General features: G+C 60.3%; 20 protein-coding genes and 1 other RNA gene. 5 read left to right on the top strand and 16 right to left on the bottom strand.

Features of this window, described 5'->3' with window-relative positions; all coding sequences use genetic code 11:
* Positions 1–5: 5 nt before the first annotated feature.
* The 9 genes from mraY to rsmI form a co-directional block, all read right to left on the bottom strand.
* Positions 6–1,088 (bottom strand): phospho-N-acetylmuramoyl-pentapeptide-transferase, encoded by a 1,083-nt coding sequence (gene mraY / locus ACQKEN_RS20350; RefSeq protein WP_037014691.1) that lies wholly within the window; start codon positions 1,086–1,088, stop codon positions 6–8.
* Positions 1,088–2,458: a UDP-N-acetylmuramoyl-tripeptide--D-alanyl-D-alanine ligase gene (locus ACQKEN_RS20345; RefSeq protein ID WP_427688233.1), complete on the bottom strand. Its 1,371-nt coding sequence runs from the start codon at positions 2,456–2,458 to the stop codon at positions 1,088–1,090. Before ACQKEN_RS20345 ends, mraY begins: the two co-directional genes overlap by 1 nt.
* Complete coding sequence (locus tag ACQKEN_RS20340) at positions 2,451–3,914, bottom strand: UDP-N-acetylmuramoyl-L-alanyl-D-glutamate--2,6-diaminopimelate ligase (protein WP_427688231.1); 1,464 nt, start codon at positions 3,912–3,914, stop codon at positions 2,451–2,453. The genes ACQKEN_RS20345 and ACQKEN_RS20340 overlap by 8 nt, the downstream gene beginning before the upstream one ends.
* Positions 3,914–5,659, bottom strand: a complete 1,746-nt coding sequence (locus ACQKEN_RS20335) for a peptidoglycan D,D-transpeptidase FtsI family protein (RefSeq protein ID WP_197985980.1) — start codon at positions 5,657–5,659, stop codon at positions 3,914–3,916. The genes ACQKEN_RS20340 and ACQKEN_RS20335 overlap by 1 nt, the downstream gene beginning before the upstream one ends.
* Positions 5,659–5,952, bottom strand: coding sequence for a cell division protein FtsL (gene ftsL, locus ACQKEN_RS20330; RefSeq protein ID WP_037014701.1), 294 nt, complete (start codon positions 5,950–5,952; stop codon positions 5,659–5,661). Before ftsL ends, ACQKEN_RS20335 begins: the two co-directional genes overlap by 1 nt.
* Complete coding sequence (gene rsmH, locus ACQKEN_RS20325) at positions 5,949–6,896, bottom strand: 16S rRNA (cytosine(1402)-N(4))-methyltransferase RsmH (RefSeq protein WP_427688229.1); 948 nt, start codon at positions 6,894–6,896, stop codon at positions 5,949–5,951. The genes ftsL and rsmH overlap by 4 nt, the downstream gene beginning before the upstream one ends.
* The gene (mraZ, locus tag ACQKEN_RS20320; RefSeq protein ID WP_074884760.1) at positions 6,893–7,348 is read right to left on the bottom strand and encodes a division/cell wall cluster transcriptional repressor MraZ; all 456 of its coding nucleotides are present in this window, start codon (positions 7,346–7,348) and stop codon (positions 6,893–6,895) included. The genes rsmH and mraZ overlap by 4 nt, the downstream gene beginning before the upstream one ends.
* A 307-nt stretch (positions 7,349–7,655) precedes the next feature.
* An RNA gene (gene rnpB, locus ACQKEN_RS20315) (RNase P RNA component class A) lies at positions 7,656–8,013 on the bottom strand.
* An 86-nt stretch (positions 8,014–8,099) separates the two neighbouring features.
* Positions 8,100–9,005 carry a 16S rRNA (cytidine(1402)-2'-O)-methyltransferase gene (rsmI, locus tag ACQKEN_RS20310; RefSeq protein ID WP_427688227.1) on the bottom strand — a complete coding sequence of 302 codons (906 nt, stop codon included), beginning with the start codon at positions 9,003–9,005 and terminating at the stop codon, positions 8,100–8,102.
* A gap of 222 nt (positions 9,006–9,227) precedes the next feature.
* Between rsmI and ACQKEN_RS20305 the strand changes: the two genes are divergently transcribed.
* The 4 genes from ACQKEN_RS20305 to ACQKEN_RS20290 all read left to right on the top strand — a co-directional run bounded on the left by ACQKEN_RS20305 (position 9,228) and on the right by ACQKEN_RS20290 (position 12,836).
* Positions 9,228–11,042, top strand: coding sequence for a penicillin-binding protein activator (locus ACQKEN_RS20305; protein WP_108120720.1), 1,815 nt, complete (start codon positions 9,228–9,230; stop codon positions 11,040–11,042).
* Positions 11,039–11,413: a YraN family protein gene (locus tag ACQKEN_RS20300; protein ID WP_427688224.1), complete on the top strand. Its 375-nt coding sequence runs from the start codon at positions 11,039–11,041 to the stop codon at positions 11,411–11,413. The genes ACQKEN_RS20305 and ACQKEN_RS20300 overlap by 4 nt, the downstream gene beginning before the upstream one ends.
* 254 nt (positions 11,414–11,667) lie before the next feature.
* The gene (locus ACQKEN_RS20295) at positions 11,668–12,261 is read left to right on the top strand and encodes a phosphoheptose isomerase (protein ID WP_065992135.1); all 594 of its coding nucleotides are present in this window, start codon (positions 11,668–11,670) and stop codon (positions 12,259–12,261) included.
* Positions 12,258–12,836 (top strand): BON domain-containing protein, encoded by a 579-nt coding sequence (locus ACQKEN_RS20290; protein WP_133772193.1) that lies wholly within the window; start codon positions 12,258–12,260, stop codon positions 12,834–12,836. The genes ACQKEN_RS20295 and ACQKEN_RS20290 overlap by 4 nt, the downstream gene beginning before the upstream one ends.
* Positions 12,837–13,001: 165 nt before the next feature.
* Here ACQKEN_RS20290 and ACQKEN_RS20285 read toward each other — a convergent pair whose 3' ends face one another.
* The 7 genes from ACQKEN_RS20285 to rplM all read right to left on the bottom strand — a co-directional run bounded on the left by ACQKEN_RS20285 (position 13,002) and on the right by rplM (position 17,820).
* Positions 13,002–13,415 (bottom strand): ClpXP protease specificity-enhancing factor, encoded by a 414-nt coding sequence (locus ACQKEN_RS20285; protein WP_065992131.1) that lies wholly within the window; start codon positions 13,413–13,415, stop codon positions 13,002–13,004.
* A gap of 18 nt (positions 13,416–13,433) precedes the next feature.
* A complete protein-coding gene (locus tag ACQKEN_RS20280; RefSeq protein ID WP_074884434.1) occupies positions 13,434–14,051 on the bottom strand; it encodes a glutathione S-transferase N-terminal domain-containing protein in 618 nt (205 codons plus the stop codon).
* A gap of 227 nt (positions 14,052–14,278) precedes the next feature.
* The gene (locus tag ACQKEN_RS20275) at positions 14,279–15,046 is read right to left on the bottom strand and encodes a cytochrome c1 (RefSeq protein WP_427688222.1); all 768 of its coding nucleotides are present in this window, start codon (positions 15,044–15,046) and stop codon (positions 14,279–14,281) included.
* Entirely contained in the window at positions 15,046–16,257 is a 1,212-nt protein-coding gene (locus ACQKEN_RS20270; RefSeq protein ID WP_427688219.1) for a cytochrome b, read from the bottom strand. The genes ACQKEN_RS20275 and ACQKEN_RS20270 overlap by 1 nt, the downstream gene beginning before the upstream one ends.
* Positions 16,257–16,850, bottom strand: a complete 594-nt coding sequence (petA, locus tag ACQKEN_RS20265; protein ID WP_427688218.1) for a ubiquinol-cytochrome c reductase iron-sulfur subunit — start codon at positions 16,848–16,850, stop codon at positions 16,257–16,259. Before petA ends, ACQKEN_RS20270 begins: the two co-directional genes overlap by 1 nt.
* A gap of 134 nt (positions 16,851–16,984) precedes the next feature.
* Positions 16,985–17,377 carry a 30S ribosomal protein S9 gene (gene rpsI, locus ACQKEN_RS20260; protein WP_065992123.1) on the bottom strand — a complete coding sequence of 131 codons (393 nt, stop codon included), beginning with the start codon at positions 17,375–17,377 and terminating at the stop codon, positions 16,985–16,987.
* 14 nt (positions 17,378–17,391) lie between these two features.
* Entirely contained in the window at positions 17,392–17,820 is a 429-nt protein-coding gene (gene rplM / locus ACQKEN_RS20255) for a 50S ribosomal protein L13 (RefSeq protein ID WP_019693576.1), read from the bottom strand.
* Positions 17,821–18,060: 240 nt separating this feature from the next.
* Between rplM and ACQKEN_RS20250 the strand changes: the two genes are divergently transcribed.
* Positions 18,061–19,098, top strand: coding sequence for an NADP(H)-dependent aldo-keto reductase (locus tag ACQKEN_RS20250; protein WP_427688215.1), 1,038 nt, complete (start codon positions 18,061–18,063; stop codon positions 19,096–19,098).
* Positions 19,099–19,213: the final 115 nt, after the last annotated feature.

Genomic DNA, 19,213 nt, shown 5'->3' with positions numbered 1-19,213 from the left:
TCGTTCTACCTCAGTTTCAACGTGGCAAGGCCGACCAACACCAGAATCACGGTGATGATCCAGAAACGGACGATCACGCGCGGCTCGGGCCAGCCCTTGAGTTCAAAGTGGTGATGGATGGGCGCCATGCGGAAAACGCGGCGGCCGGTCAATTTAAAGGATGCGACCTGAATGACGACTGACAGGGTCTCCATGACGAAGACGCCGCCCATGATGAACAGAACGATTTCCTGACGGACGATGACAGCGATGGTGCCCAATGCCGCGCCCAGTGCCAGTGCGCCGACGTCGCCCATGAAGACCTGAGCCGGATAGGTGTTGAACCAGAGGAAACCCAGTCCCGCGCCGATCAGCGCGCCACAGAACACGATCAATTCGCCCGCGCCCGGCACGTAAGGGATCAGCAGGTATTCCGCGAATTTCACGTTACCCGACAGGTAGCAGAAGATCCCCAGCGCGCCGCCGACCATCACCGTTGGCATGATGGCCAGACCGTCCAGGCCATCGGTGAGGTTCACGGCATTGCTGGAGCCGACGATCACGAAGTAGGTCAGCACGACGAAGCCAATGCCCAGCGGGATACTGAAGTCCTTGAGCATCGGGATCAGCAGCGTGGTTTCCACGGGCGACTGCGCAGTCATATAAAGGAAGATCGCCGCGCCCAGGCCGAATACCGATTGCCAAAAGTATTTCCAGCGGCTCGGCAGGCCCCGCGAGTTCTTCTCGATCACCTTGCGGTAGTCGTCGACCCAACCGATGGCGCCGAACAGCAGCGTGACGATCAGCACGACCCACACATAACGGTTGCTCAGATCCGCCCACAACAACGTGGCGATGCCGATTGCAGACAGAATCAGCGCGCCACCCATGGTCGGCGTGCCGGACTTGGACAGGTGCGATTGAGGTCCGTCGTTGCGCACGGATTGACCGATCTGCTTGCTCTGCAAGGCGCGGATCATCCACGGGCCCAGGCACAGGGAAAGTGACAGTGCAGTGAGCACGCCCAGAATCCCGCGCAGGGTCAGGTACTGAAAGACCGCGAAGCCTTTGTAGAACTGTTGCAGATACTCGGCCAGCAGCAGCAGCATTAATGTTTCTCCAGGCGTGTTCCGCATAAGGCCGCTACGACGTTTTCCATCGCAGCGCTGCGTGAACCTTTAATCAAAATGGTGGTGTTTTCATCGTGCTCGGCACCAAGCGCTTCGATCAGCTCGGCCTGAGTTTCAAAATGGCGGGCATCCTGCCCGAAAGCCTTGACCGCATGGGCCATCAACGGACCGACGGCATACAGCGCGTCGACTTTGCCGACTGCGTATTCGCCGACATCGCGATGGCCCTGCTCCGCCCAGGCACCCAGCTCGCCGATATCGCCCAGCACCAGCACCTTGCGGCCCGGAAAACCGGTGAGGATGTCGGTCGCGGCCGCCACGGACGTGGGGTTGGCGTTGTAAGTGTCATCAATGACGCGCATGCCGTTCGGCGCCAGTTGCGCAACGGTGCGGCCTTTGACCGGCTGTACGTTATCGAGCCCGGCGACGATGCCCGGCAACGAGACGTCCAGCGCATGGGCAGCAGCGGCAGCGGCCAACGCGTTGGCAACGTTGTGCGTGCCCAGCAGATTCAATTGCACCGGGGCGGAGCCGTTCGGGGTGTTCAGCGTGAACGCCGGGCAACCGCGCGCATCAATGCCCAGGTCACTGGCATAGAAGTCGGCACGGCTGTTTTTGAGCGCAAAGCTCAGCACTTTGCGTGAGCCGGCGCGGGCCACCCAGATGTCGAACGCCTTGTCGTCGAGGCTCAATACCGCCACGCCGCGGGCGTCCAGGCCTTCGATGATCTCGCCCTTGGCTTCGACGATCTTTTCCGGGCCACCGAACTCGCCCACGTGGGCAGTCCCGGCGTTGGTCAGGACAGAGACGTGGGGCTTGGTGAGGCTGACCGTGAAAGCGATCTCGCCCACACGGGACGCGCCCAGTTCAATGACAGCTGCATCGAATTCCGGCGCCAGCTCCAGCAGCGTCAACGGCACGCCCAGTTCATTGTTCAGGTTGCCGCGCGTCGCCAGCACAGGACCGCGCGTGCGCAGGATGCTCGCAAGCATTTCCTTCACGGTGGTCTTGCCGCTGGAGCCGGTGATCGCAGCGACCGGCTTGTCTATAAAGGCATTGCGGTTCAGCGCGCCAAGTTGCGCCAGGGCTTTACGGGTGTCGGTGACGATCAACTGCGGCAGCGAACTGCCCGGGATCTCGCGTTCAACCAACGCGCCCACTGCCCCTTTGGCCGCTACTTGATCGAGGTAGTCGTGACCATCGAAACGCGGGCCTGTCAGCGCCACGAACAACTGGCCAGGGGTGATCGCACGGCTGTCGATGCTGACACCGGAGAAACTGCAGTCATGACCCACACGGCGGGCGTCGAGCGGCACGAGCAATTCGCTGAACGAGAGCGGCTTAAGCATGTGCGGCCTCCCAGGCGTCAAGCGCTTTGGTCGCTTCTTCCAGATCGGAAAACGGCTGACGCTGTCCGTTTATTTCCTGGTAATCCTCGTGGCCCTTGCCCGCCAGCACGATCACATCGGCAGCGGACGCCTGAGCAATGATCTGCGCGATGGCCTGACCGCGCCCGGCAACGAAATCGACCGCGTTAGCCGAGACGAATCCGCCACGGATGTCATCGAAAATGCGGGTCGGGTCTTCGCTGCGCGGATTGTCGTCAGTAACCAGCACTTTGTCGGCCAGACGCTCGACCACTTCCGCCATCAGCGGACGCTTGCCGCGATCGCGATCACCGCCGCAGCCAAACAGGCAGGTCAACTGACCTTTGGCATGGGGGCGCAAGGCGGCGAGCACTTTTTCCAGGGCGTCAGGGGTGTGGGCGTAATCGACCACCACCAGCGGACGCGAGCCACCGCCCAGACGCTGCATCCGGCCAGCAGGGCCTTCCAGCGTCGGCAGGACTTTGAGAATGTCATCCAGCGGGTAATCGAGACCCATCAAAGCGCCGACCGCCGCCAGCACATTGCTAAGGTTGAAACGACCCAGCAGGCTGCTGCGCAGCGCATGGCTGCCTTGGGGCGTTACCAGGGTCGCGCGCACGCCATCGTCATCGAAATGCGCATCACGGCAGAACAGGTAAGCGCTGCTGTCTTCCTGGCTGTAGCTAATCAGACGCGAAGGGTGAGGCGCCGCCGCGAGCTGGCGACCAAACGCGTCGTCAAGATTGACCACACGGCAGCGCAGGTCATTCCAGGCGAACAGCTTGGCCTTGGCAGCAGCGTAGGCCTCCATGGTGCCGTGGTAATCGAGATGGTCGCGGGACAGATTGGTCATCACCGCCACATCAAAAGCCAGCGCGGTCACCCGGCCCTGATCCAGCCCGTGGGACGAGACTTCCATGGCAACCGCTTTGGCCCCGGCCCTTTTCAGGTCATAGAGCGTCGATTGCACGGAAATCGGATCCGGCGTGGTGTGAATACCGCTTTTCAGCTCGCTATAGAAGCCGGTGCCCAGCGTGCCGATGATGCCGCAGTGCTGCCCGAGCTTGTCCAGCGCCTGCGCCACCAGTTGAGTCACGCTGGTTTTGCCGTTGGTGCCGGTCACGCCGATCAGGTTCAGGTTGCGGCTCGGGTCGCCATAGAAGCGCCCGGCGAGGTCGGACAGCTGTGCTGCCAGACCCTTGACCGGCATCATCGGGATGTCGGTGATCGGCAGTACCTTGGCGCCTTCGGCTTCATAAGCGATAGCCGCCGCGCCGTGTGCAATGGCGTCGGTGATGTGCTCACGGCCATCGACCTTTAGCCCCGGAATCGCCAGGAACAGATCGCCCGGACGTACCTTGCGGCTGTCCAGGGTCAGTTCGCGAATCAGCAGATCGCGATTGCACTGCGCAAACAGCTTGCTCAAATTCAAAGACATCAGCCACGTCCTCCCTTGACTGGGGCGACGGCGGGCACGGCATTGGCTTGTTGTTCAGGCGGAACCGGCGCGAGGTTGTCCGGGCGCACGTTCATCAAGCGCAGCGTGCCCGACATCACCTTGCTGAATACTGGAGCGGAAACCAGACCACCGAAGTAACCGCCTTTGCTCGGCTCATCGATGACCACAACGACCGCGTAACGCGGGTTGCTCATCGGGCCGAAACCGGCGAACAGAGAACGGTAGGAGTTTTCCGCGTAGCCCTTGGTGCCCACGGACGTCTTCCGCGCGGTACCGGACTTGCCCGCCACGTGATACGACGGAACGCGCGCACGGTAAACGCCGCGCGGGTCTTCGATCACTTGCTGCAACATGCCCTGCACAGTTTTGGCGGTCGCCTCTGGAATCGCCTGAACCGACTCGGCTGGATTATCGGTTTTGAGAATGGTCAGCGGCACGATCTTGCCGTTGTTGGCCAGTGCCGCGTAGGCGTGCACCAACTGCAACGCCGTCACGGACAGGCCGTAGCCATACGACAGCGTGGCGGTTTCAGCCTTGCGCCACTCGCGGTAGTTCGGCAGGTTGCCGACGCGCTCGCCCGGGAAGCCGAGGCCGGTGTATTGCCCCAGGCCCACACGCTGCATGGCATGGAAAATCGCTTCGCCACCGACGTCGAACGCCACTTTGCTCATGCCGACGTTACTGGAATTGATCAGGATGCCGGTCAGGTCGAGGATCGGCCCTTCGGTTTTGGTCACGTCACGGATGGTGTATTTACCGATCTGCAACGTACCCGGGTACACCTCCACCTTGTCGCTCGGTTTCCAGCGACCGCTTTCCAGCGCGGCGGTCATGGAGATCGGCTTCATGGTCGAACCCGGCTCGAACACGTCGATGATCGCGCGGTTACGCATCGCGGCCGGCACCATGGTGCGACGGTTGTTCGGGTTGTAGGTCGGCTGATTGACCATCGCCAGCACTTCGCCGGTTTTCACGTCCATGATCACCAGGCTGCCGGCCTTGGCGTCGTTTTCCTGAATGGCGTTGCGCAGTTCGCGAGTCGCCAGGTATTGCAGGCGCAGATCAATAGACAAAGCCAAGGTCTTGCCGGCCTTGGCGTTTTTCTTCACTTGCAGGTCCTTGATCATCCTGCCGCGCCGGTCCTTGATGACCTGCCGCTTGCCGGGGACGCCGGCGAGCCAGTCTTCATAGGCCAGCTCTACGCCTTCACGGCCGTGATCGTCGAGGTCGGTAAAGCCGACCATGTGCGCGGTGACATCGCCCGCAGGGTAGAAACGGCGGAATTCTTCCTTGCCGTAAACGCCCGGGACTTTCAGGTCGAGCACCGACTGACCCTGCTCCGGGGTCAGGCCACGGACCAGATAGATGAATTCTTTGCTTGCCTGTTCATTGAGGCGATCCGTCAGTGCCTTGGGATCCTGCCCCAGTGCCTGCGCAAGCTGGACCCACTTGGTCTTGTCGGCCTGCATTTCAGACGGGTTTGCCCAAATGGTGGTGACCGGCGTACTGACGGCAAGGGGCTCGCCGTTGCGGTCGGTGATCAGACCACGGTGGGCAGGAATCGAAACGGTACGCAGGCTGCGCGCATCGCCCTGTTCGATCAGGAAGCGATGGTCGATGACTTGCAGGTCGACGATGCGGTAGCAGATCGCGATGACCATGACCGACAGCAGGCCGACCACGACGCGGAACCGCCACGGGTAGAGTGCCCCTTCAAGTTTCATCATGGCGACACCATCCGGATATCGGCGGCGTTCGGGATGCGCATTTTCAGCTGATCAGTGGCCAGGGCTTCGATACGGCTGTGGGCGGTCCAGGTGCTTTGCTCAAGAATCAGGCGGCCCCACTCGGCCTGCGCCTTGTCGCGCACGCTGAGTTCACCGTAAAGGGAGTTGAGCAGCTGACGGTTCCAGTGCGCGCTGTACGCCACGCCGATCGCCGAAACCAGCACGGCGATAAACAACATCAGCATGAAGAAGCTGCCGCCCGGGAGGGGCTTGAAGAAACCGCGGCTCATCGGAGTTTCTCCGCGACGCGCATGACGGCGCTGCGCGAACGCGGATTGGCGCGGGTTTCATCATCGGAAGCGAACTGCGCCTTGCCGATCAATTTAATACGCGGCTCGAAAGCCTGATGACGGATCGGCAGGTTGCGCGGCAGGTTATCGGCTTCGCCCTTGACCAGCTTGCGCATGAACAATTTGACGATGCGGTCTTCCAGCGAGTGGAAGCTGATGACCACCAGACGGCCGCCGACTTCGAGGGCTTCCAGCGCAGCCTCAAGGCCCGCTTCCAGATCACCGAGTTCGTTGTTGACGTGAATGCGCAGCCCCTGGAACGCGCGGGTCGCAGGGTTCTTGCCCTTTTCCCACGCCGGGTTGGCGACCTTCAGCACTTCTGCCAGATCGCCGGTGCGTTCGAACGGTTGAGTCTCGCGACGGGCCACGACGGCACCTGCCATCCGGCGGGAGAAACGCTCTTCGCCGTATTCTTTGAAAACGCGGGCGATTTCTTCGGCGGGCGCGGTATTGACGAACTCGGCTGCGCTGACGCCGCGGGACGGGTCCATGCGCATGTCGAGGGGGCCATCGTTCATGAAGCTGAAACCGCGCTCGGGGTCGTCCAGTTGTGGCGACGACACACCGAGATCCAGAAGAATGCCGCTGACCTTGCCCGCCAACCCTCGCTCTTGAGCCTCTGCGCCCAGTTCAGCAAAGCTGCGCTGCACAATGACAAAGCGGCCGTCTTCGGCCGCCAGCGTTTGCCCGGTGGCAATCGCTTGGGGATCTTTATCGAATCCGAGCAGCCGACCCTCCGGACCCAGGTTCTGCAATATAAGGCGGCTATGTCCGCCACGACCAAATGTGCCATCCAGATAGCAGCCATCGGCGCGCACCGCGAGAGCCTCGACGGCTTCTTCGAGCAGTACGGTGATGTGGGTAAAGCCGCTATTCGTAGTCACAGGATCAAATCACGCAGTTCATCGGGCATCGCACCCGGTTTTTGAATGGCCGCCAAGTCCGCATCAGCAAGTGCGTTCCAGGCGTCCTCATCCCACAGTTGAAACTTGTTGAGCTGGCCTACCAGCATCACTCGCTTATCGAGGTTGGCGTATTCACGCAAACGTGGCGGCACCAGGAAACGCCCGCTGCCGTCCAGCTCCAGATCCACCGCGTTACCGATCAACAGCCGCTGCAGGCGACGGTTTTCTTCACGGAATGTGGCGAGCTCACGCAACTTGGCCTCAATCAGCTCCCACTCGGGAAGCGGATAGATGCACAAGCACGGGTCGACGGTATCAATGGTGACAATCATCTGGCCGGCGCTACGCGAATCCAACTCGTCACGGTACCGGCTCGGCATAGCGAGACGGCCCTTTGCGTCGAGATTGATTGCGTTAGCACCACGGAACACAGGCGCGATCTCCAAATATTATCTTTTTGCGGTCAAAAAACCCACTTCACGCCACTTTCCGCCACTTGCGCACACTATAGGAATGCGCCCACCACACCGTCAAGGCGACTTCACGAGGAAAACCCTTATAGGACGGATATTTAGGAGCACTTACGCAGGAGATGTGGCGGATTTCGGATCGGTCCTACGGATATTTCCGAGGATGAACAAACGAATGGCGTTCGAAGTTAAAGTGATTTGTGAGGTTTAAGATTTTTTTGGTATTACGGAAGGGGATAAATCGTACAAACGAGGGGAAGAAAAGGAGGTGGAGAGTCGATCTGTAAGCCGGGTTCTGTCGAGGACAGTCATTCCTCTACGATGGCCATCACTGGACATCTTTAGCAACCTACCCGGTTCCAGCGCGGGCCACGCCTTGGAACCCTATTTGGTCTTGCTCCGAGTGGGGTTTACCTAGCCACGAACTGTTGCCAGACGTGCGGTGCGCTCTTACCGCACCTTTTCACCCTTACCGGCACCGAAGTGCTTAGGCGGTTATTTTCTGTGGCACTTTCCGTAGGCTCGCGCCCCCCAGGCGTTACCTGGCACTCCGCCCTATGGAGCCCGGACTTTCCTCCCCCCTCCATTGCAGAACAATGAAAGGCAGCGACTGTCCAATCGACTCTCCGCCGCCAAGGTTAATGGGAGGACGGCTCAAGAACAAGCTTTAATCGGGTTTCCAGCCATATGCCACGCTGCCCGCGACATCCCCTCACACGTCTTTCTGTTTGTCCAGCGCCACCTGATACAGCAGGTTCTTGCGTACGCCGGTGATTTCCGCTGCCAATGCGGCCGCACGCTTGAGGGGCATTTCTTCCAGCAGCAGATCCAGCACCCGCCGCGCTTCGGCGCCAATCACATCCTCGCCTTCGGGTTCACTCCAGCCTGCCACCAGCACAACGCACTCGCCTCGCTGCTGATTACTGTCGCCCTCTACGAAGGCACGCAACTCGGACAGCGGCAGTCCCTTGAGGGTTTCGAACGTTTTGGTCAATTCGCGCCCAAGCACGGCGGGACGGTCCGGACCGAAGACTTCTTCCATGTCCTGAAGGCATTCGAGAATGCGGTGGGGCGCTTCATAGAAGATAAGCGTGCGCGGTTCTTCCTTGACGAGTTCGAGCCGCGCCTTTCGGCCCACCGACTTGGCCGGCAAGAAGCCTTCGAAGATGAATCGGTCCGACGGCAACCCCGCCGCCGAGAGCGCCGCGATCAATGCGCAGGCGCCCGGGACCGGGATCACCTGAATGCCTGCTGCCCGGGCCTGACGCACCAAGTGGTAGCCAGGGTCGGAAATGAGCGGCGTGCCGGCATCGGATATCAGCGCAACGTTATCACCGGCCAGCAGGCGCGTGATGAAGCGGCTGCCCTCCTCGCGCTCGTTGTGCTCGTGACAGGCCGCCAGCGGCGTAGGGATGCCGAAGTGCTGCATCAGGCGTAACGAGTGGCGGGTATCCTCGGCGGCAATCAGCGAAACATCGCGCAGCACCTTTAGGGCACGGGCGCTTATGTCATCCAGGTTGCCGATTGGCGTGGCCACCACATAAAGCGCGCCTGTAGTGGAATTCGAAGCACCTGGAGCAGTCAAAGCGCACACCTCATGTTGTGTAAAAGCCTGCATTGTACAGGCTGCGGCCGACAAAACAGGCCCCCGCACCCCGTGAGTCCGGAAAAGCAGCACGAACCCCAGCAACACGGCAGCGACTCCGCGACAGTCCGACTCAGGTCAGCTGACGCGCCTGGAGACGACCCATATCGCCGCTTTAACGCCTTCAACGTCGCGCCCGGGCCAGTGCTTGGGTACACTTCCACGCTAATTTGCTCGAGTATCAGGAACATACACATGATCGCTTGCCTGCGGCTGTTCTCTGCCCTCTGCCTCGCTGCCCTCCTGGCTGCCTGTGCCGGTTCGCCCTCCTCCAGCCTTGGCGAATTGCCTCGCTCCCCCGATGCCAGCATCGAACAACTGCTCGAACAGGCCGCTGCGGCAAAGTCGCCGGATCAGGCAGCTTTGCTGAAACTGACGGCGGCCGACCTGGCAGCGCGCCAGAACAACCCGAGCCGCGCCGCGAGCATCCTTGAGCAGGTGCAAATGGACCAGCTCAAGACTGACAAACAAATCTACGCCAACACCCTGTCTGCCGAACTGGCATTGGGTCGCAGCCAGCCGAAAGCCGCGCTGACCGCCCTCAATCACCCGAGCATGCAGCATCTGGGCGAAATGCCGGTTGACTTGCAAACCCGTGCTCACACCGTTCGCGCCCGGGCTTTTGAAGCAGACGGCCAGACCCTCGCAGCTGCGAGCGAGCGCGTGTTCATGGGCCCGCTGCTGCAAGGCGATGCCCTGAACGCCAACAACGACGCTATCTGGACGCTGGTTGCCGCGCTGCCACCCGAGCAGCTGCAAAGCTCGGCCAACGATGACATGGGCGGCTGGCTGAGCCTGGCCCGCGCGGTCAAGGGCGCCGGCACGCTGGAACAGCAACAGGCGGCCATCGACAACTGGAAAGCGCAGAACCCGCAACACCCTGCGGCGCGTCAGTTGCCGACCGCGCTCGCGCAATTGCGTGACCTGAAGAGCCAGCCGTTGACCAAGATCGCGTTGCTGCTGCCCCAAGACGGCCCGCTCGCCTCGGTCTCCCGCGCCCTGCGTGACGGCTTCATGGCCGCGAACTATCAAGCTCAGCAGGCCGGCGAGAAGCCACCTGCGATCGAAGTGTTCGACAGCTCCCGCGTCACCTCGATGGACGCTTTTTATGCGCAAGCAAAAGCGGCCGGCGTACAACTGGTGGTCGGCCCGCTGGAGAAACCACTGGTTAAACAGCTGAGCGCTCGCCCTCAACTGCCGATCACCACGCTGGCACTGAACTACAGCGATTCCGGCACTCAGGGTCCTGCCGAGCTGTTCCAGTTCGGTCTGGCCGCTGAAGACGAAGCCCGCGAAGTGGCGCGCCGTGCCTGGGCCGATGGCAAGCGCAGTGCGGTGGCCATGGTGCCGAAGGGCGAATGGGGTGATCGCGTGCTGGAGGCCTTCCGTCAAAGCTGGCAGGCCAAGGGCGGCACCTTGCTGGGTGCTGAACGCATCGATCAGCCGGTCGCACTCGCCCAGCAGGTTGCCGATCTGTTCCAGCTGCGCAACAGCGAAGGCCGCGCCCAGCGCGTGCAAAGCGCCACTGGCACGCAGATGGCCGCTCAGCCTTCCCGCCGCCAGGACGTGGACTTCATGTTCCTCGCCGCAACGCCTCAGCAGGCTCAGCAGATCAAGCCGACCATGGTGTTCCAGTACGCTGGCGATGTTCCGGTCTATGCCACTTCGCACCTGTTCACCAACAGCGGCGACCCGGCGATGTACAACGACCTGAACGGCGTGCGCTTCTGCGAAACACCGTGGTTGCTGAACGCCAACGACCCGTTGCGCCAGCAAGTGACCGCTCAATGGCCACAAGCCGCCGGCAGCCTCGGCCGTCTCTACGCCATGGGCATCGATGCGTACCGTCTGGCGCCACGACTGACTCAGCTGAAAACCTTGCCTGACAGCCGCATCGACGGCCTGTCCGGCAGTCTTGCGATTGGTCAGGGCCAACGCATCGAGCGTCAACTGCCATGGGCAGAGTTCGTTGACGGCAAGGTCCAGCGCCTGCCGGACACCGCGCCTTGACCTCAGGCAACACCCGTCAAACGGCAGGGCGCGAGGCAGAAGCCTACGCCCTGCGTCACCTGCAACAGCATGGGTTGCAGCTGATTACCCGCAACTGGTCATGCAAACGCGGCGAGCTTGATCTGGTCATGCTCGACGGCGATACAGTAGTATTCGTCGAAGTTCGGTATCGTCGCCACGCCGGTTGGGGTGGAGCACTGGAAAGCGTCGATTTTCGCAAGCAGGAAAAGCTCACGCTGGCGGCTCAATCCTTTCTGCAAAGCGAGGGGCGCTGGGCCGATTCACCGTGTCGCTTCGACGTCGTCGCGATCAATGGTGACCCTGGCACCTCACCGGTGCTGAATTGGCTGACAAATGCGTTCGATTGTTGAAAACGCGATGATTGCGTGGGGTTTGCAGCGTAAGATCGGCCGCCTTTCCGGCTAAAGCCGGTCCCACTGGAGGCGCATCAAGCCCTGTAGGACCGGCTTTAGCCGGGAACCGTGTTGCGCTTTATCCCTTAGCACCCAACGAACCACACTGGCTCTTTTGCTCTTTGCTTTGCGGGCTGCACAGTTTTGTGCCGGGACGCCGATGACTTATCGGACGCCGCCCCGACCAGCCGCCCCTATTAAGGTTTTCATAGATGGACATGCAATCCCGAATTCGCCAGCTTTTTCAGGCCAGCATCGACACCAAGCAACAGGCGATGGATGTTGTTGCACCCCACATCGAGCAAGCCAGCCAAGTGATGGTCAACGCCCTGCTCAATGAGGGCAAGATGCTCGCCTGCGGTAACGGCGGTTCGGCTGGCGATGCCCAGCACTTTTCTTCGGAGCTGCTCAACCGTTTCGAACGCGAGCGACCGAGCTTGCCCGCCATCGCGCTGACCACTGACACCTCCACCATCACCTCCATCGCCAACGACTACAGCTACAACGAAATCTTCTCCAAACAGATTCGTGCGCTGGGTCAGCCGGGCGATGTGCTGCTGGCGATTTCCACCAGCGGCAATTCGGCGAACATTATTCAGGCCATCCAGGCCGCACATGATCGTGAAATGATTGTCGTAGCCTTGACCGGTCGCGATGGCGGCGACGTTGCGTCGTTGCTGTTGCCGGAGGACGTTGAAATCCGCGTCCCGGCAAAAGTTACTGCACGTATCCAGGAAGTCCACCTGCTGGCGATCCACTGCCTTTGCGACTTGATCGACAGCCAACTGTTCGGGAGTGAAGAATGATATCCAAACGTCTTAGCCTGCTGGCCCTGACGCTCTGCCTGGGCATCAGCGGATGCAGCTCGGTGATCAACGCCAGCCGCGAAGCACCGATCGATGACGATCGCGGTACACGCACCTTCGGCAGCAAGATCGACGACTCGCTGATCGAGACCAAGGTCTCCGTCAACATCGCCAAGGCCAACCCTGATCTGGACAATGCATCGCACATCGTCGTGACGAGCTTCAACGGCATCGTCCTGCTGGCCGGCCAGACACCGCGCGCCGACCTCAAGCAACTGGCCGAGCAAACCGCCAGTCAGGTGCAAAAGGTCAAGAAGGTCAACAACGAGCTGCAGGTCACCGGCCCGTCCTCGATGCTGGCGCGCAGCAACGACGCCTGGCTGACAAGCAAGATCAAAACCGAAATGCTCACCGACAGCACCATCCCGGGCTCGCGCATCAAGGTCGTGACTGAGAACGGCATCGTCTACCTGCTGGGCCTGTTGACCCAGGCAGAAGCCACCCGCGCCACCAACCTGGTGCAAGGCGTCGGCGGCGTACAGAAGATCGTGAAGCTGTTTGAGTACATCGATTGATGTGCTTTTCCAGGAGTGCGCTTGCCCGCGAGTGGCGGTGTTTCAGCCTCTCAAGTGGGGTTAAGCACATAGCGTTGGCGGGCAAGCGCGCTCCTACATAGCCACTCAACAGGCACAAAAAAGGCGATCCCTCGGGATCGCCTTTTTTATCACTGCACAAACGACTTACTTGACCACTTTCAGACTCGGCCGGCCCGTAGGGCGTGGTGGCTCGTCGTTCGGTGGCGGCATATCGTCTTCGACGTCCAGATCTTCGTCTTCGTCCACGGCGGGCTCCAGGTCGAAGACCATACCCTGTCCGTTCTCCCGGGCATAAATGCCCATGATGGCGGCAATCGGCACGTACAGGCTGTGGGGAACGCCGCCGAAGCGGCCTTCGAAACTCACCGCGTCGTTGTCCATGTGCAGATGGCGAACGGCGCTCGGCGAGATGTTCAGGACGATCTGCCCGTCATTGGCAAAGCCTTGCGGGACTTGCACCGCTGGGTACTCGGCATTGACGAGTACGTGGGGTGTGCAATCGTTATCCACGATCCACTCATACAAAGCGCGGATCAGATAAGGGCGACTGGAGTTCATCAAACGGCTCCTAAGGCCTTAGCGCATGTCGCGTTCGACACCAGACAGACTTGCCTGAAATGCCTCACGCGCAAATTGGCGCTCCATATAATCAAGCAGCGGCTTGGCGGGCCGCGGCAATTCGATACCCAGAATCGGCAGGCGCCAGAGTATGGGCAATAGACAGCAGTCGACCAGACTTTGCTCGTCGCTCAGGAAAAAAGGCTTATCCGCGAACAACGGCGACACGCCGGTCAGACTTTCGCGCAGTTCCTTGCGCGCCTGAACACGTGCGGCTTCTTTGCTGCGCGGGTCCAGAATCAGGTCCACCAGACCGCACCAGTCGCGCTGAATCCGGTGGATCAGCAAGCGGCTGTTGGCACGCGCCACCGGATAAACCGGGAGCAGCGGCGGATGGGGATAACGTTCGTCCAGGTATTCCATTACCACCGTCGACTCGTACAACGCCAGGTCACGATCAACCAGAGTTGGCACGCTGCCGTACGGATTCACCTCGATCAATTTGGGCGGATGACGGCCCGCGACAACTTCGATGATCTCGGCGCTGACACCTTTCTCGGCGAGCACAATGCGCACGCGATGGGAATAGTGGTCGGCGGGGTCGGAGTAACAGGCCAACCGATTGGTCACGCCCATGGCGGTCCTCCTCGCTTGTAGATATTCAAAAAGCAGAAATACGGATGCGCCGCGAGGGCGCTTTCGGCGACGTCCACGATGATCAGGTGTTCAACGCGGGCGACAAGATAGCTCATTTACTCAAGGTAGATTCTGCAATCTTCAGCCCGCCACTATACCTGCTCTCCCTCCTTTACCTGAAACAGCGCAGCGGCAAGCGGCGCAGAACCGCGAATCAGACGTCCCGCTCAATGGACGTCCTTCCAGAATTCACGCTTGAGCAGGTAGACCAGGATGAACAGCACGGCGAGATAAAGCAGCACGTAGGTGCCGATGCGCTGATGCTGCAGCTTGTCCGGGTTGGCCGAGTAAGCGAGGAAGGTCACGAGGTTCTTCACCTTCTCGTCGAATTGCGCTTTGGTCAGCGTGCCCGTGCCGGGGACGATGACCCGTTGATCGCAGGCTTCGTGACTCAGGGTCATGTCGGCGTGTTCTTCGCCGCCGTCGACGCGCTGAACCTCCTTGCAACCGAGCCTCTGACGTCCCTGAAGCCCTTCCAGCACGTTGGGCATGGCAACGTTGGGTAAGACGGTGTTGTTCACGCCCCACGGCCGCGTCGGGTCCTCGTAGAACGAACGCAGGTAGCCATAGAGCCAGTCAGTTCCGCGAACGCGGGCGACGAGGGTCAGATCGGGCGGCACTGCGCCAAACCAGTTCTTCGCATCCGCCGGCTGCATGCCAATGGTCATGTGATCGCCGATTTTCGCCCCGGCAGGTGCCAGCTTTTCCAGCATCCGGTCGTGGGAGATACCGAGATCGTCCGCGACGCGTTCATAGCGCTGAAACCTGGCGCTGTGGCACCCCATGCAGTAATTGACGAAGGTCTGCGCACCATCTTGCAGGGCCGCCTTGTCGGACAACTCGATGTCCACGCTTTCAAGGTCCGCGCCCTGATCAGCGGCGAACGACAACACCGGCAACAGGCCAAGGAGCAAGACAGCGAGTAGCGTTTTCATCAGCTCGTCACCCTGTCCGGCACTGGCTTCGTCCGCTCCATGCGCGTGTAGAACGGCATCAGGATGAAGTAGGCGAAATACGTGAAGGTGCAGGCCTGCGACAGCCATGCACGCCCGGTGCTTGGCGGCAGTATGCCCAGCACCCCGAGCGTCACGAAGGACACGCAAAACAGCAACAGCCAGAAGCGACTCAGCCAACCCTTGTAGCGCATCGATTTGACCGGGCTGCGATCAAGCCACGGCAGCACGAACAGCACCGCGATGGCTGCACCCATGGCCATGACGCCGAGAAGCTTGTCCGGGATGGCGCGCAAGATCGCGTAGAACGGTGTGAAGTACCACACCGGCGCAATGTGCTCTGGGGTCTTTAAGGCGTTGGCCTGTTCGAAGTTCGGCTTCTCGAGGAAGTAGCCGCCCATCTCGGGGAAGAAAAACACTACCGAACAGAAGATGAACAGAAACACCACGACGCCGAGCAGATCCTTGACCGTGTAGTACGGATGAAAAGGAATGCCGTCCAAAGGGTTGCCGTTCTCGTCCTTGTACTTCTTGATGTCGACGCCGTCGGGGTTGTTCGAGCCCACTTCATGCAGCGCCAGGATATGCAGCACGACGAGGCCGACGATCACGATCGGCAAGGCCACGACGTGCAGCGCGAAGAACCGGTTGAGGGTGATGCCGGAGACCAGATAATCCCCCCGAATCCACTGGGCGAGGTCGGCTCCGATGATGGGAATCGCGCCGAACAGCGAAATGATCACCTGAGCGCCCCAATACGACATCTGCCCCCACGGCAGCAAGTAGCCCGTGAACGCTTCCGCCATCAGCGCCAGATACATCAGCATGCCGAAGATCCAGACCAACTCGCGCGGCTTCTGATACGAGCCGTACAGCAGGCCGCGAAACATGTGCAGGTAGATGACGATGACGAACGCCGACGCGCCGGTCGAATGCAACAGGCGCAGAATCGAGCCGTATTCGACGTCACGCATGATGGACTCGACCGAGGCAAAGGCCCCCTCGGCCGTGGGCGTATAACTCATGGTCAACCAGATCCCCGTGAGGATCTGGTTGACCAGCACCAGCAGCGCCAGAACACCGAAAATGTAGAAGAAATTGAGGTTCCTGGGTACGTAGTACTTGCTGAGGTGGTTTTCCCACATTGAGGTCGCCGGAAAGCGCGCATTGATCCAGTCCATGAGCTTGCTCATCACGCTTGCTCCTGATCGACACCGATGACGATGATTGAGTCCGACTCGTAGGAATGCGGCGGCACTGGCAGATTCAGCGGTGCAGGCTGAGATTTGTAGACGCGTCCGGCCAGGTCGTACCTTGAGCCATGACAAGGGCAGAAATAACCGCCGACCCAATCCTTGCCCAAGTCAACGGATGCGACTTCGGGGCGAAAAGTAGGCGAGCAGCCAAGATGGGTACAAATGCCGATCAACAGCAGGATTTCAGGCCGGATCGAACGGACCATCGGATCGACGTAGGCAGGCTGTGTGGAGTCGTTTGATTCGGGGTCGGAAAGCTGGCCGGTGATCTGGCCCAGATTGGAAAGGATTTCTGGCGTGCGACGAACAATGAACACCGGCTGACCGCGCCATTCGGCGATCATCTGCTGACCCGGCTCAATCTTGCTGATGTTGACTTTGACAGGCGCTCCCGCCGCCCTGGCTTTGGCACTCGGGAACCACGAACCCACAAACGGCACGGCGGCGCCGACTGCTCCTGCTGCGCCTACTACAGACGTGGCCGTCACAAGAAAGCGACGCCGGGCCGTGTTTACGCCGTCATCGGCCATTCGGTCCTCTCCCGTCAACATCCGAGATCTCCCGGCAGGCCCTCGGAATCAATAATAGACAGCCATAAAAGACAGCCATAAAAAAACGCCCAGCTTCGTATAGAAACTGAGCGTTCTTTTTGAACGGAAGCGAATTAACGCTTCGAGTACTGCGGACGCTTACGCGCTTTACGCAGACCGACTTTCTTACGTTCAACTTCGCGAGCATCGCGAGTGACGAAGCCAGCTTTGCGCAGAGCGCCACGCAGGGTTTCGTCGTATTGCATCAGAGCGCGGGTGATACCGTGGCGGATTGCGCCAGCTTGACCACTCACACCACCGCCGATGACAGTGACGTAGATGTCGAATTTTTCGACAGTCTGAGTCAGTTCCAGCGGCTGACGAACTACCATGCGGGCAGTTTCGCGACCGAAGAACGAGTCCAGGGAACGGTTGTTGATGGAGATGTTACCGGTGCCCGGACGCAGGAAAACGCGAGCGGTTGCGGTCTTGCGACGGCCAGTGCCGTAATTTTGAGTCGCCGACATAATGAACTATTCCGTTAAAACTTCAGTTCTTGGGGCTGCTGAGCAGTATGAGGGTGTGCAGCGCCCGCATAGACTTTCAGCTTACGATACATGTCGCGACCCAGCGGGTTCTTAGGCAGCATGCCTTTGACCGCGGTCTCGATCACGCGCTCAGGAGCTTTGGCGATCAGCTTTTCAAAGTTGATCGACTTGATCCCGCCCGGGAAACCGGAGTGAGAGTAGTAGATCTTGTCGGTGGTCTTGGCACCGGTCACACGGATCTGCTCGGCATTGATCACGACGATGTAGTCGCCGGTGTCAACGTGCGGAGTGTATTCCGGCTTGTGCTTGCCACGCAGACGGCTCGCGATTTCAGTGGCCAGACGACCCAGGGTCTGACCAGCAGCGTCGACGACGAACCAGTCGCGCTTTACTGTTTCCGGTTTAGCGGTAAAAGTTTTCATTCTTTATAGCCTCAAAGGCCGCCCTGAAAAATAGACGGCGGAGCATACTCATTAGTACGGTCTTTGACAAGTCAAAGGCCGCCGGGCACGAACGCTATAGGGGGCTCGGGTCAGCGCGTTCGATCGCAGCGGTTTCTTTTGGCGCGGGGCATCACTCCAGCGACAAAGAGGAGCGGAATTATGCAGATTGCGAAAAAAATTTCAACCTGCTTTTATGGCTCTTTTAAACAGGAGAGCCAAATGGACTACCGCCAACTGGGCAGAACCGACCTCAATGTCAGCGCAATCTGCCTCGGCACCATGACCTGGGGCGAGCAGAACAGCCAGTCCGAGGCCTTCGCGCAGATCGAACGGGCCAAGGCCGCCGGCATCAATTTCATCGACACTGCCGAGATGTATCCGGTCCCGCCGAAGAAAGAAACCTACGCCAGCACCGAGACGATCCTCGGCAACTGGTTCAAGCAGAGCGGCGACCGTGCCGATTGGATCCTCGCCAGCAAGATCGCCGGTCCCGGCAACGGCATCGACTACATCCGTGACGGTCAGCTGAAATTCAACCGCGATCACATCGTCGCGGCGCTGGATGCCAGCCTCAAACGCCTGCAGACCGATTACCTCGATCTGTATCAACTGCACTGGCCTGAGCGCAGCACCAACTTCTTCGGCAAGCTGGGTTACAACCACAGTGAGGAACAGTTCACCCCGCTGCTGGAAGTGCTAGAAGCCCTGGACGAGCAGGTCAAGGCCGGCAAGATCCGCCACGTGGGTCTGTCCAACGAAACGCCGTGGGGCACCATGAAGTTTCTCGCCGAATCGGATGCTCATGGCCTGACGCGCCCCGTGTCCATTCAGAACCCCTACAACTTGCTCAACCGCAGCTTCGAGGTGGGACTGGCAGAAGTGGCGATTCGCGAGCAATGCGGCTTGCTGGCCTATTCGCCCATGGCCTTCGGCATGTTGTCTGGCAAGTACGCCGACGGCGCCCGCCCTGCCAAGGGCCGCTTGAGTCTGTACAGCCGCTTCACGCGCTACTTCAATCCACAATCGGAAGCGGCCTGCGCACGCTACGTTGCGCTGGCTCGCGAGCACGGTCTTGATCCGGCGCAGATGGCCCTGGCGTTCGTAACCAGCCGCAGCTTCGTCACCAGCAACATCATCGGTGCCACCACGCTGGAGCAGCTGGAAAGCAACCTGGCGAGCGCGGAACTGGTGCTGTCGGATGAAGTGCTGGCGGGCATCGAGGCGATTCACAAGGATCAGCCGAATCCTGCGCCTTAACACCTGACATACCCACTGTAGGAGCGTGGCTTGTCCCGCGACCTGCCGGAAACCGTCAGCAAATGCGACCAATGCAGTCTCTCGGAAACACCGCATTTACCGCATTTGCGACGGG

The sequence above is a fragment of the Pseudomonas sp. NPDC078416 genome, assembly GCF_050268485.1.
GTDB lineage: Bacteria > Pseudomonadota > Gammaproteobacteria > Pseudomonadales > Pseudomonadaceae > Aquipseudomonas.
This window is presented reverse-complemented; position numbering and strand designations above follow the sequence as displayed.

Coding starts and splice junctions, on each gene's coding strand:
- ACQKEN_RS20285 (WP_065992131.1), bottom strand. CDS start 13,415: ATGAACTCCAGTCGCCCTTATCTGATCCGCGCTTTGTATGAGTGGATC.
- ACQKEN_RS20290 (WP_133772193.1), top strand. CDS start 12,258: ATGATATCCAAACGTCTTAGCCTGCTGGCCCTGACGCTCTGCCTGGGC.
- ACQKEN_RS20270 (WP_427688219.1), bottom strand. CDS start 16,257: ATGAGCAAGCTCATGGACTGGATCAATGCGCGCTTTCCGGCGACCTCA.
- ACQKEN_RS20305 (WP_108120720.1), top strand. CDS start 9,228: ATGATCGCTTGCCTGCGGCTGTTCTCTGCCCTCTGCCTCGCTGCCCTC.
- ACQKEN_RS20335 (WP_197985980.1), bottom strand. CDS start 5,659: ATGAAACTTGAAGGGGCACTCTACCCGTGGCGGTTCCGCGTCGTGGTC.
- mraY (WP_037014691.1), bottom strand. CDS start 1,088: ATGCTGCTGCTGCTGGCCGAGTATCTGCAACAGTTCTACAAAGGCTTC.
- ACQKEN_RS20340 (WP_427688231.1), bottom strand. CDS start 3,914: ATGTCTTTGAATTTGAGCAAGCTGTTTGCGCAGTGCAATCGCGATCTG.
- ACQKEN_RS20280 (WP_074884434.1), bottom strand. CDS start 14,051: ATGGGCGTGACCAATCGGTTGGCCTGTTACTCCGACCCCGCCGACCAC.
- ACQKEN_RS20345 (WP_427688233.1), bottom strand. CDS start 2,458: ATGCTTAAGCCGCTCTCGTTCAGCGAATTGCTCGTGCCGCTCGACGCC.
- rsmI (WP_427688227.1), bottom strand. CDS start 9,005: ATGCAGGCTTTTACACAACATGAGGTGTGCGCTTTGACTGCTCCAGGT.
- rplM (WP_019693576.1), bottom strand. CDS start 17,820: ATGAAAACTTTTACCGCTAAACCGGAAACAGTAAAGCGCGACTGGTTC.
- petA (WP_427688218.1), bottom strand. CDS start 16,850: ATGGCCGATGACGGCGTAAACACGGCCCGGCGTCGCTTTCTTGTGACG.
- ftsL (WP_037014701.1), bottom strand. CDS start 5,952: ATGAGCCGCGGTTTCTTCAAGCCCCTCCCGGGCGGCAGCTTCTTCATG.
- ACQKEN_RS20250 (WP_427688215.1), top strand. CDS start 18,061: ATGGACTACCGCCAACTGGGCAGAACCGACCTCAATGTCAGCGCAATC.
- ACQKEN_RS20295 (WP_065992135.1), top strand. CDS start 11,668: ATGGACATGCAATCCCGAATTCGCCAGCTTTTTCAGGCCAGCATCGAC.
- rpsI (WP_065992123.1), bottom strand. CDS start 17,377: ATGTCGGCGACTCAAAATTACGGCACTGGCCGTCGCAAGACCGCAACC.
- ACQKEN_RS20275 (WP_427688222.1), bottom strand. CDS start 15,046: ATGAAAACGCTACTCGCTGTCTTGCTCCTTGGCCTGTTGCCGGTGTTG.